Origin of the sequence: Pseudoduganella sp. RAF19 (assembly GCF_052114165.1) — a bacterium.
In the GTDB taxonomy this organism is placed as follows: Bacteria; Pseudomonadota; Gammaproteobacteria; order Burkholderiales; family Burkholderiaceae_D; genus Rugamonas.
Genome location: NZ_JBFREF010000014.1, coordinates 18,392 through 34,550 on the forward strand (window position 1 = coordinate 18,392; position 16,159 = coordinate 34,550).

The 16,159-nt window shown below is 64.0% G+C and carries 16 protein-coding genes; 9 read left to right on the plus strand and 7 right to left on the minus strand.

The features are described from left to right. Positions 1–2: 2 nt before the first annotated feature. Positions 3–1,163, plus strand: coding sequence for an HlyD family secretion protein (locus AB4Z19_RS28580; protein ID WP_442036891.1), 1,161 nt, complete (start codon positions 3–5; stop codon positions 1,161–1,163). A 36-nt stretch (positions 1,164–1,199) separates the two neighbouring features. Here the strand turns inward: AB4Z19_RS28580 and AB4Z19_RS28585 are convergent, their stop codons facing one another. After that, positions 1,200–2,795, minus strand: a complete 1,596-nt coding sequence (locus AB4Z19_RS28585; protein ID WP_442025401.1) for a hypothetical protein — start codon at positions 2,793–2,795, stop codon at positions 1,200–1,202. A gap of 107 nt (positions 2,796–2,902) precedes the next feature. Continuing rightward, positions 2,903–3,397 carry an Lrp/AsnC ligand binding domain-containing protein gene (locus AB4Z19_RS28590; protein ID WP_442036893.1) on the minus strand — a complete coding sequence of 165 codons (495 nt, stop codon included), beginning with the start codon at positions 3,395–3,397 and terminating at the stop codon, positions 2,903–2,905. 100 nt (positions 3,398–3,497) lie between these two features. Here AB4Z19_RS28590 and AB4Z19_RS28595 point away from each other — a divergent pair, with 100 nt between their 5' ends. After that, complete coding sequence (locus AB4Z19_RS28595) at positions 3,498–4,790, plus strand: D-amino acid dehydrogenase (protein ID WP_442027874.1); 1,293 nt, start codon at positions 3,498–3,500, stop codon at positions 4,788–4,790. Positions 4,791–4,883: 93 nt separating this feature from the next. Next, positions 4,884–5,723 carry an HDOD domain-containing protein gene (locus AB4Z19_RS28600; protein WP_442027875.1) on the plus strand — a complete coding sequence of 280 codons (840 nt, stop codon included), beginning with the start codon at positions 4,884–4,886 and terminating at the stop codon, positions 5,721–5,723. A gap of 20 nt (positions 5,724–5,743) precedes the next feature. Here the strand turns inward: AB4Z19_RS28600 and AB4Z19_RS28605 are convergent, their stop codons facing one another. The 3 genes from AB4Z19_RS28605 to AB4Z19_RS28615 all read right to left on the minus strand — a co-directional run bounded on the left by AB4Z19_RS28605 (position 5,744) and on the right by AB4Z19_RS28615 (position 8,052). Beyond that, entirely contained in the window at positions 5,744–6,292 is a 549-nt protein-coding gene (locus AB4Z19_RS28605) for a cysteine dioxygenase (protein ID WP_442027876.1), read from the minus strand. A 35-nt stretch (positions 6,293–6,327) separates the two neighbouring features. Beyond that, positions 6,328–7,509 (minus strand): NO-inducible flavohemoprotein, encoded by a 1,182-nt coding sequence (gene hmpA / locus AB4Z19_RS28610; RefSeq protein ID WP_442036895.1) that lies wholly within the window; start codon positions 7,507–7,509, stop codon positions 6,328–6,330. 93 nt (positions 7,510–7,602) lie between these two features. Continuing rightward, positions 7,603–8,052 (minus strand): RrF2 family transcriptional regulator, encoded by a 450-nt coding sequence (locus AB4Z19_RS28615; RefSeq protein WP_442027878.1) that lies wholly within the window; start codon positions 8,050–8,052, stop codon positions 7,603–7,605. Positions 8,053–8,143: 91 nt separating this feature from the next. On the opposite strand from AB4Z19_RS28615, the gene AB4Z19_RS28620 reads away from it, so the two are divergent. From AB4Z19_RS28620 to AB4Z19_RS28645, 6 genes are read left to right on the plus strand one after another with little or no spacing between them, the layout of a single operon-like run. Then, positions 8,144–9,343: an NnrS family protein gene (locus tag AB4Z19_RS28620; RefSeq protein WP_442036897.1), complete on the plus strand. Its 1,200-nt coding sequence runs from the start codon at positions 8,144–8,146 to the stop codon at positions 9,341–9,343. Between the two features lie 3 nt (positions 9,344–9,346). Continuing rightward, the gene (locus AB4Z19_RS28625; RefSeq protein ID WP_442029170.1) at positions 9,347–11,014 is read left to right on the plus strand and encodes a cbb3-type cytochrome c oxidase subunit I; all 1,668 of its coding nucleotides are present in this window, start codon (positions 9,347–9,349) and stop codon (positions 11,012–11,014) included. Between the two features lie 2 nt (positions 11,015–11,016). Then, the gene (locus tag AB4Z19_RS28630; RefSeq protein WP_442029169.1) at positions 11,017–11,610 is read left to right on the plus strand and encodes a cbb3-type cytochrome c oxidase subunit II; all 594 of its coding nucleotides are present in this window, start codon (positions 11,017–11,019) and stop codon (positions 11,608–11,610) included. A gap of 9 nt (positions 11,611–11,619) precedes the next feature. Next, entirely contained in the window at positions 11,620–12,204 is a 585-nt protein-coding gene (locus AB4Z19_RS28635; RefSeq protein WP_442036899.1) for a c-type cytochrome, read from the plus strand. Continuing rightward, positions 12,179–12,823, plus strand: coding sequence for an SCO family protein (locus tag AB4Z19_RS28640; RefSeq protein WP_442029154.1), 645 nt, complete (start codon positions 12,179–12,181; stop codon positions 12,821–12,823). Before AB4Z19_RS28635 ends, AB4Z19_RS28640 begins: the two co-directional genes overlap by 26 nt. After that, positions 12,820–13,410, plus strand: coding sequence for a hypothetical protein (locus tag AB4Z19_RS28645; RefSeq protein WP_442029153.1), 591 nt, complete (start codon positions 12,820–12,822; stop codon positions 13,408–13,410). Before AB4Z19_RS28640 ends, AB4Z19_RS28645 begins: the two co-directional genes overlap by 4 nt. Here AB4Z19_RS28645 and AB4Z19_RS28650 read toward each other — a convergent pair. Both AB4Z19_RS28650 and AB4Z19_RS28655 read right to left on the minus strand, forming a co-directional pair. Further along, a complete protein-coding gene (locus AB4Z19_RS28650) occupies positions 13,380–14,588 on the minus strand; it encodes an EAL domain-containing response regulator (RefSeq protein ID WP_442029152.1) in 1,209 nt (402 codons plus the stop codon). The two genes, AB4Z19_RS28645 and AB4Z19_RS28650, sit on opposite strands and share 31 nt — an antisense overlap. After that, positions 14,578–16,089: an ATP-binding protein gene (locus AB4Z19_RS28655; protein WP_442036901.1), complete on the minus strand. Its 1,512-nt coding sequence runs from the start codon at positions 16,087–16,089 to the stop codon at positions 14,578–14,580. The genes AB4Z19_RS28650 and AB4Z19_RS28655 overlap by 11 nt, the downstream gene beginning before the upstream one ends. Positions 16,090–16,159: the final 70 nt, after the last annotated feature.

Here is a 16,159-nt window from a genome sequence, read left to right on the forward strand (position 1 = left end):
TCATGAACACGACGACCAACACGAGCAATACCAGCAACGGCAAACGCAAAACCGTCATGGCTGCGATCACGGTAGCCTTCCTCGTCGCAGGCGCGGCTTACGCGATCTATTACGCGACGGTGCTGTCCAAGGAGCAGGAAACCGATAACGCCTACGTGGGCGGCAATCTGGTGACGCTGTCCTCGCAGGTAGCGGGCAATGTGGAAGAAATCCGCGCAGATGAAACGCAGCTGGTGCAAGCCGGCGCACCGATCGTGAAGCTGGATGCAGCCGACGCCGACGTCGCGCTGCGCCAGGCGGAAGCGAAACTGGGCGCCGTGGTGCGCCAGGAGCGCCAGCGCTACGCCGATGCGGCGCAGTACGATGCCGCTGTCGCCCAGCGCAAGCTGCAACTGAAGATCGCCCAGGACGACCTGGCACGCCGTGCACCGCTGGCGGCCGATCACACGGTGTCCGGTGAAGACGTAGCGCACGCCAGGCAGGCGGTGGACAATGCGCAGGCAGCGATTCTCGTGGCGCAGAAGCAGGCCGACGCCGCGCATGCCGGCGTGGCGGGTGTGGATGTATCCGGCCACCCCGCGGTGCAGCAAGCCCGCGCCGATTACATGGCGGCCTGGCTGGCAGCGCGCCGCAATACCATCCTGGCGCCGGTGACGGGCTACGTGGCCAAGCGCAGCGTGCAGGTCGGCGCGCGCGTGGCGCCGGGCAATGCCCTGCTCTCCATTGTGCCGCTGGACCAGCTGTGGGTGGACGCGAACTTCAAGGAGTCCGAACTGCGCGACATCCGCGTCGGCCAGTCTGCGCTGATCGAAGCCGATATGTATGGCAGCAAGGTGGAATACCACGGCAAGGTGCTGGGCTTGTCGGCCGGCACGGGCAGCGCCTTCTCGCTGCTGCCGGCGCAGAACGCGACCGGCAACTGGATCAAGGTGGTGCAGCGCGTGCCGGTGCGGATTGCGCTCGATCCGAAGGAGCTGGCGGCGCATCCGCTGCGTATCGGCTTGTCGACCACCGTGAAAGTGGATATCCGCGATACCAGCGGCCCGGTGCTGGGTGCGCCCTCGCCTGCTGCGCCGGTGTATTCCACCAAAACGCTGAACCAGCCGCTGGATCAGGCGGCCGTCGCGGCGGACGGTATTATCAAGCACAATCTGGTGCGCTAGTCACGGCGGATCGATGATCCGCCCTACGTCCTTGATTCAGATGGCGGCGCCCAGCGCCGCCTGCAGTTGCGCGATGTGGCCACGGGCCTGGCTGATGACTTTGTCGGCGATGCGCTTGCGCATATTCTGCACGCGGCCGGCGGCTTCGGCTTCCAGCAGCAGAGGCGTCAGCAGCTGGCGCGCCGATTCGTGGAAGCTGGAGGAAATGCGGTCCAGCTGGCGGCCGATGGTCAGTTCCGCTTCCTTCAGGCGCTTGCCCAGTTCTTCTTCAAAAGCGCGGCGCTTGTCTCGGATTTCCGAGCGCTTGCGCTTGCCCACGTCCGAGAACCATTTCACTGCCCCGGCCAGCAGCACGGCGCCGCCGACAAAGGGCGCAGCCGGCGCCACGGCAGGCACCACGACCGCCACGCCGAACAGATAGGCCATGGTGCCGGTGCCCGCAGCAGCCACGGCGCTGCTCATCAGGGTGATGTTGGCCGCCGAATCGACCGTGTTGGCGACGCGCGTGCCGATGCGCATGCGCGGCATCAGGCGCGCCAGCGCGACATGGTGCTGGCGCACAAAGGCGCTGGATGGGGTCATGCGGATGTCGGACTGGAATAGCGCGAGGTCGTGATTCAGCAGGTCCAGCGCTTCCTCCTTGCGGCGCACCACGCGGTCCAGGCGCTTCTCCATCACTGTGCCGAATTGCTCGCGGCTGATGCTGTTCCAGACTTCCTCATCTTTCCATTTGTCGGTATCGAGCCGCTCGGAGATCGCCAGTTCGATGGTGTCGCCGGCATCGTGGACGGCGTCCTCGATGTCTTGCGTGAGGGTGCGGCGCTCGTAGGCGATGCGCGCATCGACCAGGGCCAGGCGCTGCTGCACTTGCTGACGCAGCTGTTCGGCCGTGGCTTGCAGGCTGTCCGCGGAGGCGGCGCAACTGAGCATGGCGCCGGCGTGTTCTTCATAGGTGGTAATGCCCTGGCTGATGGCGGCCACGGCGCGCTGCACGGCGGCGACCAGCTCGTCCTCGCCCATCAGGCCGCCGTTGTAGCCGCGGGCGTGGTCAAGCAGCTCCGTCTGGCCGGTGTTGCGGCCGAAGTCGGCCACGGCGTCCACCAGGCCGCGGCCTTTGACCAGGGCGCGCGCCTGAGAGCCAATGGCACGCAGCAGACGGCGTTCCTGTTCGGGCGGCAGGCCGTACAACAGTTCGGGACTGAGCTTGACGTCGAGGGCCTTTGCCACGCGCTGCGCCATTGGACAGGACTTCGTGCCTTGCAGCGCCAGCAAAGGTTTCATCAGCACGAAGGCGGACCTGCGCACGGCCAGCTCGGTGCTCTCGCTGGCACGCGACAGCGCGTTCAACGCCCAGTCCAGCGTGACGCCGGATTCGATGGCGTTCAGCAGCACCGCAGTGAACACGGCGGACGCCTTACCCTCGCCGGCGATATCGGTCACCGCCGCGAACTGCGCCAGGGTCATATTGCCGTCCGCGGCGGCAATCGCGCCCACCGCGCGGGCCAGCGCAGAAGTGAAGCTTTGATCGGAGGAAAGGTGCTCGTCGAGTGAGCGGATGGAAATGGCTAATTCCGGCACGCCCGCCCGGGCAGCCGATGGCGTAAAGCTGGCGGTTCCGTAATTGCTTTGCACAATACCCCCGTTCGCGATGCCGATGCTGTCATTATTCTAATCCAACCCAGCAGCACGCAGCGCGCACGGAACGTTATTTTGCGAAGCCGGCGATCAGGGCGCACGCACTATTGCGCGGCTTCGGTCGAGAGGATCAGGGTTTCCTTGATCTCCTCCATCACGACATAGCTCTTGGACTGCGCCGCGCCGGGCAGGTTCAATAGCATGTCGCCGAGGAGTTTACGGTATTCGGCCATTTCGTGGATGCGGGCTTTGATCAGGTAGTCGAAGTCGCCGGACACCAAGTGGCACTCCTGCACCTCGGGAATGCGCAGGACTTCACGGCGGAATTGTTCGAAGTGGCTGGCGGATTTCTGGTTCAGCGTGATCTCCACGAACACCAGCAGCGAGGCCCCCAGCGCCGAGGGATTCAGCCGGGCGTGGTAGCCCGTGATTACCCCATCCCGCTCCATGCGCTTGACCCGCTCGATGGCCGGGGTGATCGACAAGCCCACCTGCTCGCTCAGATCCTTCATCGAGATGCGCCCATCATCCTGCAGGATGCGCAGTATTTTCCTGTCAATCTTGTCCAGCCCCCGGACCGATTCTTTTTGCGTTCTCATGATTTTTTACTGAATTCCACGAAATATACAGTAACAAACACTGGCATAACGTCCGTATCATAGCAAAATAATCCGCAGCAAATAATCTGGAGGCAAGTCCATGCGCGTAGTCGTTCTCGGTAGTGGCGTTATCGGTGTTACCACCGCCTATTATCTGGCCCAGGCTGGCCACGATGTGACCGTACTGGACCGCCAGTCCGCACCTGCCCAGGAAACCTCCTTCGCCAACGCCGGCCAAATTTCCCCAGGCTACGCCACCCCATGGGCGGCTCCAGGCATCCCGCTGAAGGCCATGAAGTGGATGCTGCAGCGCCACGCTCCCCTGTCGATCAAGCCGGACGGCACCATGTTCCAGCTGAAGTGGATGTGGGCCATGCTGCGCAACTGCAATGCCGAATCCTACGCGGTCAACAAAGAGCGCATGGTGCGCCTGGCCGAATACTCGCGCGACTGCTTCAAGGCCCTGCGCGCCTCGACCGGCATCGAATACGAAGGCCGCCAGCAAGGCACCATCCAGCTGTTCCGCACCCAGCAGCAGCTGGACCACGCGGCCGCGGACATCGAAGTGCTGAAGGAAACCGGCGTTCCTTACGAACTGCTGACCGGCGGCGAGCTGCTGGAAGCGGAACCGGGCCTGGCTGCGTCCCAGCACAAGCTGGCCGGCGGCCTGCGCCTGCCGAACGATGAAACCGGCGATTGCCAGCTGTTCACCACCCGCCTGCACGCCATGGCTGAAGCGCTGGGCGTGAAATTCCGCTACAACGTGAACATCAGCAGCCTGGCCATGGCCGGCGGCGAAGTGCGCGGCGTGATGTGCGGTTCCGAGCTGGTGGAAGGCGACTCCTTCGTGGTTGCCCTGGGCTCCTACTCCACGCCTTTCCTGAAAGGCATCGTGGACATCCCGGTGTACCCGATGAAGGGCTATTCGATCACCGTGCCGATCACCGACAAGCAGCGTGCGCCGGAATCGACCATCCTGGATGAAACCTACAAAATCGCCGTGACCCGCTTTGACGACCGTATCCGCGTCGGCGGTATGGCTGAGCTGGCGGGCTACAACCATGACCTGAATCCGCGCCGCCGCGAAACCCTGGAGCTGGTGGTGAACGACCTGTTCCCTGGCGCCGGTGATACCGCAAAGGCAACTTTCTGGACCGGCCTGCGCGCCAAGACGCCGGACAGCACCCCGGTCGTGGGCCGCACCGCCGTGCGCAACTTGTTCCTGAACACCGGCCACGGCACCCTGGGCTGGACCATGAGCTGCGGTTCCGCGCAAATGCTGGCCGATATCATGTCCGCCAAGCGCCCCGCCATCCGCGTGGACGACTTGTCCGTTGCACGTTACACCGGCGAAATGCGCGGTGTACGCCAGCCGCAACTGGCCGGCGCTTAATCGCTACAGTTTTCCAACGCGGCCGCACCCCTGCCCGGGGCGCGGCCGCGCTCCATTTGGCATCCCCGCTGCCAGACCGTATAATTTTCCCCTATGAACAAACTTGAAGCCTTCGGCCACATCGCCGCGCTGGCGATCCGGGGAGACCTCGTATTCCCTACCAGTGTCAATGCCGCCCTGCGGGTTCAGCTTGCGCTGGACGACCCGGAATGCCCAATGGAGGATGCGATCAAGCTGGTGCTGGCCGAGCCTCAGCTGGCTGCGCGCACCGTGGCGCTGTCCAATTCCGCCATGTTCAACCGCACCGATGGCCCTACCGTGACCAATGTGCGCTCCGCGATCATGCGCGTGGGCTACCACAATCTGTTCGCGCTGGCGGCAGCCATGGTGGTGCGTGCTTTCGGCTCCAAGATTGTCGATCCTGAACTGCGCGCCAAGGCGGAGCAGCTGTGGGAGCACACCATCCACGTGGCCTGCCTGTCGCGCCTCATTGCGCGCGACGTGACGGGCGTGAACGTGGATACCGCCCTGTTTGCGGCCATCGTGCACGAGGTGGGCGGCTTCTATCTGCTGTCGCGGGCCGATGAATTCCCGGGCCTGCTGGAACCCGATCCGGAAAACTGGCAGCCTGCCAGCGAGGAAATCATCACCCGCGAGGTAATGCACAAGCTGGGCATCCCGGAGCCGGTGGCCACCGCCATTGAAGGCCTGCGCGGCGGTTTCATCCAGATTCCGCCGGAAACCCTGCTGGATACCCTGCTGCTGGCGAATCATTTCGCGCCGGTCGCTTCGCCGCTGGCCAATCCTGAGCGCGATACGGCGCCGCACGAAGAGTCGGTGCTCGATCTGTTTATCGATCAGGATAAGCTGAAGCAGATGCTGGCCGAAGCGGCCGATGATGCGGTGTCGATGAGCGCCGCGCTGCTGGTCTGACGGCGGATCGATGATCCGCCCTAGGCGTTCGCATAGCCGGAACGGAATGGCCTGGCTTCGCCGTCCGGCGTAAATACTTCGCGGTCCACCATGCCGATGTCCGCGCCATACACGTGGATGCCGATCGATACCCGGTCGTCATAGGCATTTTCCACTTGATGAATATCGCCCAGCGTGGGCGACACCGCCGTGATCATGCCTGCATCAAGGCGCTGCGGCGGACCGACGCGCTCCAGCCGCCCTTCCGCACCCTGGCGCCACGATTGCGCCAGTTCCGCCCCGCGCAGCATGCCGATCAGGCCCCATACCGTGTGGTTGTGCACGGGCGTGCTCTGGCCCGGCCCCCAGACGAAGCTAAGCACCGAAAAACGTTTGGCGGGATCGAGATAGAGAAGGTATTGGCGGTAATACTGGGGATCGGGCTGGGCGCAGTCGGCGGACAGCCAGCTGTCCTGCTCAACCAGTGCACGCAGCAGCGCACCGCCCTCGCGGATGATGCGTGCTTCGTCCGCCCCGGTGTCGACCAGGGCGGTCATTGCGTTGACAAATTGTCTCAGCCGCGCGTGCATGCTCCCTCCTGTTGAGGGCCCGCGCGGCCTTGGGGTTAGCTCAAGGCTTTGGCTGGGCCGAAGAACTCATAATACGTCTGTGCTTCAGGAACGCCAAGCTCGCGCAGCGAATTCTTAACTACCTTCATGAATGGCACTGGTCCCAGGAAATAAGCGTCCACGTCGCGCGATTCAGGCAGCCATGCGCCCAGCTGCCTGGTGTCCAGGAAGCCCACCGCATCCGGCGTTGGATGTGCATCGCTGGCTTCCGCGTAGATGTAGTGGCGGGTCAGCTGCGGGTTGGCGGCGGCCAGCTGGTCGATGTGGTCGCGGAAGGCGTGCACACCGCCGTTGCGGGCTGCGTGGATAAAGCGGATTTCGCGGCCAGTCTTCAGGGCGCTGTCCAGCATGGCCAGGGTCGGCGTGATGCCGACGCCGCCGGAGATCAGCACGACAGGTTTGCTGCTGTCGGCCAGGGTAAAGGCGCCCGACGGCGGGAACAGGTCTACCGTGTCGCCTTCTTTCACGCTGCCGTGCAGGTGGTTGGACACCAGGCCACCCTCTTCCCGCTTCACGCTGATGCGGTAGGTCTTGCCGTTCGGTGCTGCGGACAGCGAATAATTGCGGCGCTGCTCCACGCCATCGATCACGAAACGGATGCCGATGTACTGGCCCGGTTCAAAGTCCAATACCTGCCCGCCGTCCGCAGGACGGAACACGAAGCTGGTGATTTCCGCGCTTTCCTGGCGGCGCTCGGCGATGATGAACTGGCGTGCGCCTCTCCAGCCGCCCGGTGCGGCGGCCTTGTCGTCATAAGCCTTGCCTTCGATGCCGATCAGGATCTTGGCCAGCTGGCCGTAAGCTGCGCCCCAGGCTTCAATCACCGCGTCGGTTGCAATCTCCGCGCCCAGCACTTCGCGGATCGCCTGCAGCAAGGCGGCGCCGACCTTGTCGTAGTCCCCCGGCTGGATTTGCAATGCTACGTGTTTGGCAACGATGGTGTTGACCAGCGGACCCAGTGCCTCCAGGCGCTCGATGTTTTTCGCGTACATCAGGATGCCGTTTGCCAGGGCGCGCTGCTGGTCGCCGCTGTGCTGGTGCGCCTGGTTGAAATAGGGACGGACTTCCGGGTAGTCGCGGAACAGGTTCTGGTAGAAGTGGCGGGTCAGCGCTTCGCCGCCCTGCTCAAGAATGGGGACGGTGGCAGTAACGATGGCGCGGTGTTCGGTGGACAGCATGTTTGGTACTCCTTTGCGTGTAAATATGCATCCATAATACATATTTATCCGCAACGCTGTCAATAAACATGCGTTGAATTTGCATCTTTACAATCAGCGCGGCTTTTTCAGGTGCAGCTGGATTGGTTTTTCGGCTTGTTGCGGCTGCGGCAGGATGTCGGCCAGCGTCACGCCATCGAGGACGTCGAGGAAAGCTTCAGTGGCCGCGCCCAGTTTTTTCTTCAGCGCGCAGTTACGCAGATAGGCGCAGCTGCCCTCTTCTTCGCCAAAACATTCGGCGATAAAGAAGTCGGACTCGCTGTCGCGCACCACGTCGCCGATATTGATTTCATCCGGCTCTCGGTTCAAACGCAGGCCACCGTTACGGCCTCGCACGGTTTCCACCAGGCCGCTGGCGCCCAGCTGGTGGATCACTTTGGTCAGGTGGTTCTTCGAGATACCGTGCAAATCCGCGATGTCCTGGATGGTCACCAGCTTGTCGCGGTTCATGCCGAGCACCATCAGCGAACGCAGGGTGTAGTCGGTAAACGAGGTCAGTCTCATGGCAAATCCATAAAAAGATTCATTTCAAATATTGCTTTAAGCTAAGCTCTAATGTAGCATCCATTATACATCTTAAAAACACGAGGCCATCATGAGCAGCAGTCAGCTTCTGCAAATCGAGGACCGGCATCGCAAGGACGAGTCCCCGCCCTTGCTACGGCTGGGTTTCCGTCCCTTCTATCTGCTTGCGGCGGCATTGGCCGTCGTCGCCGTACCAGCCTGGCTGGCGGGCTATAAAGGCCTGCTGCCGCTGGATCTTTTGTGGCATGCGCATGAAATGGTGTTCGGCTTTGCCGGCGCCGTCATCGTCGGCTTCCTGCTGACCGCTTCCAGGAACTGGACCAATGTGCAGACGCCGCGCGGCGCGCCATTGGCCGCGCTGGCGCTGCTGTGGATAGCGGGACGCGCCGCCATGCTCGCCGCACCCGCTGCGTCGCCCGCCGTCGCGCTGGCTGCGCGCGCCGTCGACGCGGCCTTCCTGCCGGTTGCCGCCTGGGCCTTGCTGCGCGTGCTGAAGCGCGGCAACAGCCGCCGCAATTATCCGATCGGAGGCATCCTTGCGCTGCTGGCCGTGGCGAACATCTGCTTCCATGCCGCGGCCCTGGGCTGGCACGCCATCTCCCCGCTGCTGCCGGTGCATGGCGCCATCCTCCTCATTACGCTGCTGGAAGCGGTGATGGGCGGCCGGGTAATTCCCATGTTCACCGCCAACGGCGCGCCCGGCAGCAAGCCGCGCAGCGTGGCCTGGCGCGACAAGGCGGCGCCGGCCCTGATCGCCGCAACCGCCCTGGCCTGGCTGCTGCCGGTGCCGGCGCCCCTCGTCGCGGCGCTCGCCTTTGTCGCGGCAGCCGTCAACGCCCTGCGCCTGACCGGCTGGGCGCCGCTGAGCACCGTGCGCGTACCTCTGCTGTGGGTGCTGCACCTGGCCTATGCCTGGATCGCCGGCGGCTTGCTGCTGCTGGGTTTTGCGGCACTGGGTATCGGCAGCGCCAGCTCGGCATTTCATGCCCTGGCGGTGGGCGCCATGTCCGGATTGATCATCGGGATGATTACCCGTACTGCACTCGGCCATACCGGACGGCCGCTCAAGGCGGGACGCGCAGAAAGTTTCATGTATGCCCTTTTAGAGGCTGGCGCAGTGCTACGTTTGTGTGCCAATATTATTCCCGCCGGAAATCGCGACTTGATGTTGTTCAGCTCTGCCGCTTGCTGGTCAACCGCCTTCCTGCTCTATCTCATCGTGTACACGCCGTATTTAAGCCATGCCCGTCTCGACGGGCGGGAAGGATAAACCGTGGATACCGTCACCCTGCTTCTGTCTTCATTCGTCCTGTCGGTGACAGGCCTGCTGATCTTCATCTGGTCGCTGCGCAAGCGGCTGTTCGACACCACTTCGGTCGCCGCCAACGTGATTTTCTCGCCCGGCGAAATCGGGCAAGGCGAAGAACCTTCCCTCAGCGCCCAGCAGCGCGCCGGCATGACGCGCGATGAGGTCAAGCCCGTGCTGGACGCCGCCACCGAGGCGGCCCACCAGCAAGAGCTGGCCGAGCGCGTGGAAGCCGACCGCTCCAGCGCCTTCGTTACGTTCGTGTTCCTGTCCTGCGCCGTGGTGTGGCTGATCGTTGCTTCGCTGGCGGGCCTGACCAGCTCCATCAAGCTGCACGAGCCGGACTGGCTGGCGCAATACGCCTGGCTGACCTTTGGCCGTATCCGCACCATCCACCTGAACGCCGTGGCGTATGGCTGGGCGCCCATGGCGGCGCTGGGGGTGGCCAACTGGCTGCTGCCACGCCTGCTGAAAACGCCGCTGGTCGGCGGCCGCTTCGCCATCCTCGGCGCCATGATCTGGAATGCAGGTCTGATTGCGGGCCTGGGCTGTATCGCCGTTGGCCTGTCGGACGGCATGGAGTGGCTGGAAATCCCCTGGCAGGTGGATATTCTGCTGGTCGTGGGCGGCGCGCTGGTCGGCCTGCCGCTGGTGTACACGCTGCAGAACCGCAAGGTGCATCATCTGTATGTGTCGATCTGGTATATGGGCGCGGGCCTGTTCTGGTTCCCCATCCTGTTCCTGATCGGTAATCTGCCCGCCGTGCACTTCGGCGTGCAGCAGGCGGCAATGAACTGGTGGTTCGGCCACAATGTACTGGGCCTGTTCTACACGCCGATGGCGCTGGCCTCGGTCTACTACTTCCTGCCGAAGATCATCGGCCGCCCGGTGCAGTCGTACAACCTGTCGCTGCTGGGCTTCTGGACGCTGGCCTTCTTCTACGGCCAGGTTGGCGGCCACCACCTGGTGGGCGGTCCGATTCCAGGCTGGCTGGTGACGCTGTCCATCGTGCAGAGCGTGATGATGATCGTGCCGGTGATTTCCTTCTCGATCAACCAGCACCTGACGATGCGCGGCTACTTCGACAAGCTGATTTACTCGCCAACCCTGCGTTTCATCGTGCTGGGCGGGATGATGTACACCCTCAGCTCGATCCAGGGCTCGGTGGAAGCACTGCGCAGCGTGAACACGGTGACCCACTTCACCCACTTCACCGTGGCGCACGCACACCTTGGCCTGTATGGTTTCTTCACCATGGTGATGTTCGGCGCCGTCTACTTCGTGATGCCGCGCGTGATGGCGTGGGAATGGCCATATCCGAAGCTGATCGCCGCCCACTTCTGGCTGGTGGTGCTGGGCTTCGCGGTGTACTTCGTGGGTCTGACCATCGGCGGCTGGCTGCAAGGCATGGCCATGCTGGACGCTTCGAAGCCCTTCATGGAATCGGTCAAGGTGACCATCCCTTATCTGCAGTCGCGTTCCGTCGGCGGCGCCATCATGACGCTGGGTCACCTGGTCTTCGCCGGCCACTTCGCTGCCATGGCCTTGCGCTATGGTCCTCGCCGCATCGGCGCAGCGCTGCTGCACGTGCGTAAGCCGGCCACCGCGCCCGCTGGCAACCTGGCAGGAGCCTGAACATGCAAGACGAACTCAAACTCCTCGGCGGCGCCATGGTGACTCTGGCGCTTGCCACGTCCGCCCTGGTGGTGGTGCCGCACATCCAGCTCAGCGACGTAAAGCCGCCGGAAAGCCTGAAGCCCTATACGGCGCAGCAGTTGCGCGGCCGCGATGTCTACATCAAGAATGGCTGTATTTACTGCCACTCGCAGCAGCCGCGCGACAAGGCGCAGGCGCCGGACGATAAGCGTGGCTGGGGCCGCGCGTCCGTGGCGGCCGACTATTACTACGACAAGCCGCACCTGCTGGGCACCATGCGCACCGGGCCGGATCTGTTCAATATCGGCGCCCGCCAGCCAAGTGCGGACTGGCATCTGGGTCACCTGTATCAGCCGCGCGCCTACGTCAAAGGCTCCATCATGCCGTCCTACCCCTTCCTGTTCGATATCAAGGACAAGGAGGAAGCGGGCGACCGCGTGGTCAATCTGCCGGAGGGCTACAACCCGGCAGGCAAGGTCGTCGTGGCGAAGCAGGAAGTGATGGACCTGGTGGCTTATCTGCAGGGTCTTGACCATACCTATCCGGTGCTGGCAGCGCCGCTGGCAAAGAAGTAAGGAGGCCATATGGAACAGGAAAATTTCCAGGCGCAGCAGCGCGAGAACGAGGACCCGACCGAGGGCGATCGCCCGGTCCCCTGGTTCGTGCTGACCGTGGTGGGGCTGCTGTTTGGCTGGGCCATCATCTATATCCTGATGCAGCAGCGCGATGACAGTCCTGCGCTGGGCGACTCGCGCACCATGGCGACCTTGCAGGGCAAGCCTGCCGGCGCCGCGGTCGACGGCGGCCAGATCTATTCCGCACAGTGCGTGGCTTGCCACCAGGCGTCCGGTGGCGGCCTGCCGGGCGTGTTCCCGCCGCTGGCCGGGTCGGAGTGGGTCAACGGCGCCGACAAGGTGACGGCAGCGATTCTGCTGCACGGGATTACGGGCAAGCTGACGGTCAAGGGTGCGTCCTACAACGGCCAGATGCCGGCGTTTAAGGACAAGCTGAGCGACGCGGAGATTGCCGCGGTGCTCTCTCACATCCGCTCCAACTTCGGCAACGCCGCACCCAAGGTTGCGGCCGATGTGGTGAAGGCACAGCGCGAGGCGACCAAGGACCGCAAGGACCCTTGGGGTGGAGATGATGACCTCAACAAGCTCAAATAGCAGCTTGCCCGCTACCCTGGCCGCCCTTGCATTCATCGCGGCGGCTGGCGTAGCGGCGGTGTGGCATGGAACGATGGGCTTCAATGTCGTCTCCACGGAAGACGGCCGCCGTCTTGCCGTGGAACGCCAGCCGATAGCCCTGCCCTTGCCTGCTGCGGCGGGCTTTGACGGCCGCGTGACCATCGCCACCTTCTTTTATGCGCGCTGCAATGCGGTCTGTTCGGCAGTAGGCAGCGAGTTTCAGCAAATGCAGCGGGAGATTGCGGCGCGCGGCTTGCAGGATCGCGTGCGCTTGCTGAGCATCAGCTTCGATCCGCGCGATACGTCGTCCGATCTGGCACACTATGCGCAGCGCATGCGCGCGGAGCCTGCACTGTGGCGCATGGTCGCGCTGCCGGATGCGGTCCAGCGCCGACGGCTGCTGAAGACCGCAGGCGTCGTGATCCTGCCCGCGCCGCTGGGAGAGTTCCAGCATAACGCGGCCTTCCACCTGATCGACCGCAACGGCCGGCTGGTGCGCATCATCGACTACGAACAGCCCGCCGAAGCCATCGATGCCGCACAAGCTCTCGCCAGCCCGGTCCCCGTCCGCATCGCCCGCGCTGGAGCGGCGCCATGATGCACATGGCGACACGTCCGGCGGCACGCAGCGGTGCAGCGGGGATTGCGCTGCTGGCCGCCGCACTGGTGTGGCACGGTCCGCTGGAGGCGTCGATGGGGCTGCATATGCTGGTGCAGCTGCCGTTGATCGCGATCGGCGGCGCGCTGATTGGGCAGGCGCTGCAGAACACGCGAGTGGCGGCGCTCATCGCGCGCGTCGATGCATATGGGCTGACCGGCATGAGCTGGCTGCTCATGGCCAGCGCCTACTGGATGATCCCGCGCGCGCTGGAAGAAAGCCTGACCTTGCCGCTGGCCGAAGCCGCGAAGTTCGCGTCGCTGGCCATCATGGGTGCGCTGCTGCCAGGCGCACTGAAACGCGCCAATGCGGTGATCCAGCTCTTCTTCCTGGGGAACCTGTGCTGGATGATGGCGATTGCCGGCATCCAGTATCAGGACATGCCACAGCGCCTGTGCAACGCCTACGCGCTGGATGAACAGGTGACGGCCGGCGTAGGCCTGGTCATCGCCTCCATTCTGCTGGCCGTCGTCTGGTGCGCCTGGCGCCTGCCCGCTTATGCCGCAGCGGAAGGCAAGCGCGCGTAAGACTCTTCCCAGCGCACGACGGCCGCCGGCAAATCCGCAACCGGCTGGGGACGCGAAATCAGGTAACCCTGCGCCAGACTGCATCCCAGCGATGCCAGCAAATCCCAATCCTGCATTGTCTCAACACCTTCGGCCACCGCTTCCAAGCCAAGTCGCTGCGCCAATTGCAGACTGCTGGCCAGCACGGTCAGGCGCGTTTCATCGGAAGACGCCGCGCTGACAAAAGAGCGGTCAATTTTCAACTCGCTGAACGGCACCCGCAGCAACTGCTGAATGCTTGCATAGCCCGTGCCGTAATCGTCGATCGACAAGCTGAAGCCGTGCATGCGCAAGCGCGTCAAATTCTCCAGGCAGTGCGGCACATCCGCCATTTCCGACGATTCCGTAATTTCGAACACGATGTAGCGGCTATCCACGCCATGCGCCGCAACTGCTTCGATGATGCGCGCCGCGTAGCCCGGCTGCTGCAAGGCCAGCAGCGACAGGTTGATGGACACCTTCAAAATATGCCCCTGCAGCGCCCACTGCCGCCAGGCCTGTGCCGCATGTTCCAGCACCTGCCAGGTCAGCTCCTCCACCATGCCGTGCTGCTCGATCAACCCGATGAACGACGCCGGCGCCAGCGTGCCGTATTGCGGATGCTGCCAGCGCGCGAGAGCCTCCACACCCACCACCACGCCATCGCGCAGCGACGCCTTGGGCTGATAGAAAGCGACGAACTCACGGCGGTCCAGGCCGGCGCGGACGTCATCGGCTGTGAAGGCCGGCGTCGCGCGCGATACGCCACGCGAGACTTCCACGCCCAGCAAGGCGCTCAGCTTGGACGGTGTGACCGGCTTGTCGACGCGCCCAAGCAAAGGCACGCCATAAGCCCGCGCCATGGTTTCCACTGAGGCCAGCAGCGCCTTATCCAGTGCGCTGGACACGATCACGCGCGCCGTGCTGCGCGCCTCGGCCAGATGGCGAATCAGCTCCATGCCATCCATGCCCGGCATGTCGAGGTCCATGATGACAATATCGACAGGCCGCTCCGGCGCGCGGCAGGCGGACAAGGCGGCGATGCCGTCCTCCGCTTCCGTTACCTGCCCCGCGCCAAGGCCGCGCAGCATGCGCACCAGCGCTTTGCGTTGAAAACCGTGGTCTTCCGCGACCAGAATGTGCAATTGTTCAAAGTGCATGGCCAAGCTCCAGTGAATGCAGGTGGGTGCGCAGCTCCGCGTATGCCGCTTCAAAAGGGCCGCGTGCGCTGCGCGCGGCATCGGCATCGTCCGCGCGCCAGGCGCATTCCAGCGCTGCGGCGGCCGCCGCGTAGCGCATCGCGCCCAAGGTGCGCGCCGCGCCCTTGATGGCATGGGCGATGCGGCCCACCGCTGCCAGGTCGCCGCGCGCAAAGGCGGCATCGAGCGCCGCGTGATCGGCCGCGTTGGCGACTTCGAATTCGGACAGGATTTCCGCGGTCAGCGCCGGGTGTCCGCCCGCCAGTTCGAACAGGCTGGCATCGTCGAGCACCGGTTCGCCCTGCGCGGGCAAGGGCACCCATTTTCCCAGCAGCTTGGCCAGCGTGGACATGGACGCGGGCTTGGCGATGAAATCATCCATACCCGCCTCGAAGGCGATTTCGATGTCGGCCGCCAAAGCGCTGGCGGTGCAGGCCACCAGCGGCGTGCGGCCCTTGCCCAAGGCCTGTTCCTCGTCGCGGATGCGGCGCGCCAGCGCGAAACCGTCCATCTCCGGCATCTGGCAATCGGTAATCACGAAGGCAAACCTGCCGCTGCGCCATTTGTGCAAAGCCTCGATGCCATTGGCGGCAGTTTCCGCCTGATAGCCAAGGGCACGCAACTGGCGCAGCATGACCTGGCGGTTGGTGGTGTGATCGTCGACTACCATCACCATGCCGTTGTGGCAGGCCGCTGGGCCGGCCGTGTGCACGACGGTGTCCAGCATGGTGCCAAGCGGTGGCCGCGGCAGCCGGCGCAGCGGGTCCGCCATCGGCATTGCCAGCGTAAAGGACAGCGTCGTGCCCTGCCCCGCTTCGCTGCGCAAGGCAATGTCCCCGCCCATGGCTTGCGCCAGTCCCTGGCAGATGGCGAGGCCAAGGCCGCTGCCGCCGAAGCGGCGCTCCGTGCTGTCCTCGGCCTGGGTGAAGGGCTGGAACAGGCGCGCCTGCGCGTCCGGCGCGATGCCGATGCCGGTGTCGCACACCGAGAACTTCACTGTCTGGCTGGCGGCATCTTCTTCCACCAGCTCGGCGCGCAGGCTAACGCTGCCGCGTGCCGTGAACTTGACGGCATTGCTGGTGAAGTTGTGCAGGATCTGCCCAAGCCGCAGCGGATCGGCCATCAACGCGGAACGAATACGCGGATCGACAAAGCGCGTGAACTTCAGGTCCTTGCCCAGCGCGTTGCCGAGATGGGTACGCCAGACCACGTCGATCACCTCCTCCGCCAGCGCCACCGGCTCCTTGCGGATTTCCAGCTTGCCGGAACCGATGCGCGCGTAGTCGAGGATCTCGTCCAGGATGCGCAGCAGTTCGCGCGCCGAGCGTTCGGCCAGTTCCACCGTGGCCCGCTGTTCCGCATCCAGGCGGCTCATGCCCAGCAGCTCCAGCAAGCCCAGCACGCCATTCATGGGCGTTCGGATCTCGTGGCTCATGGCGGCCACAAAAGGCAATTGTTCCATTTATCCGCTCCCGACATAAAGATGCATTCAATATACACGTTATAGAATTTTTGTGCCATAATGAAACATA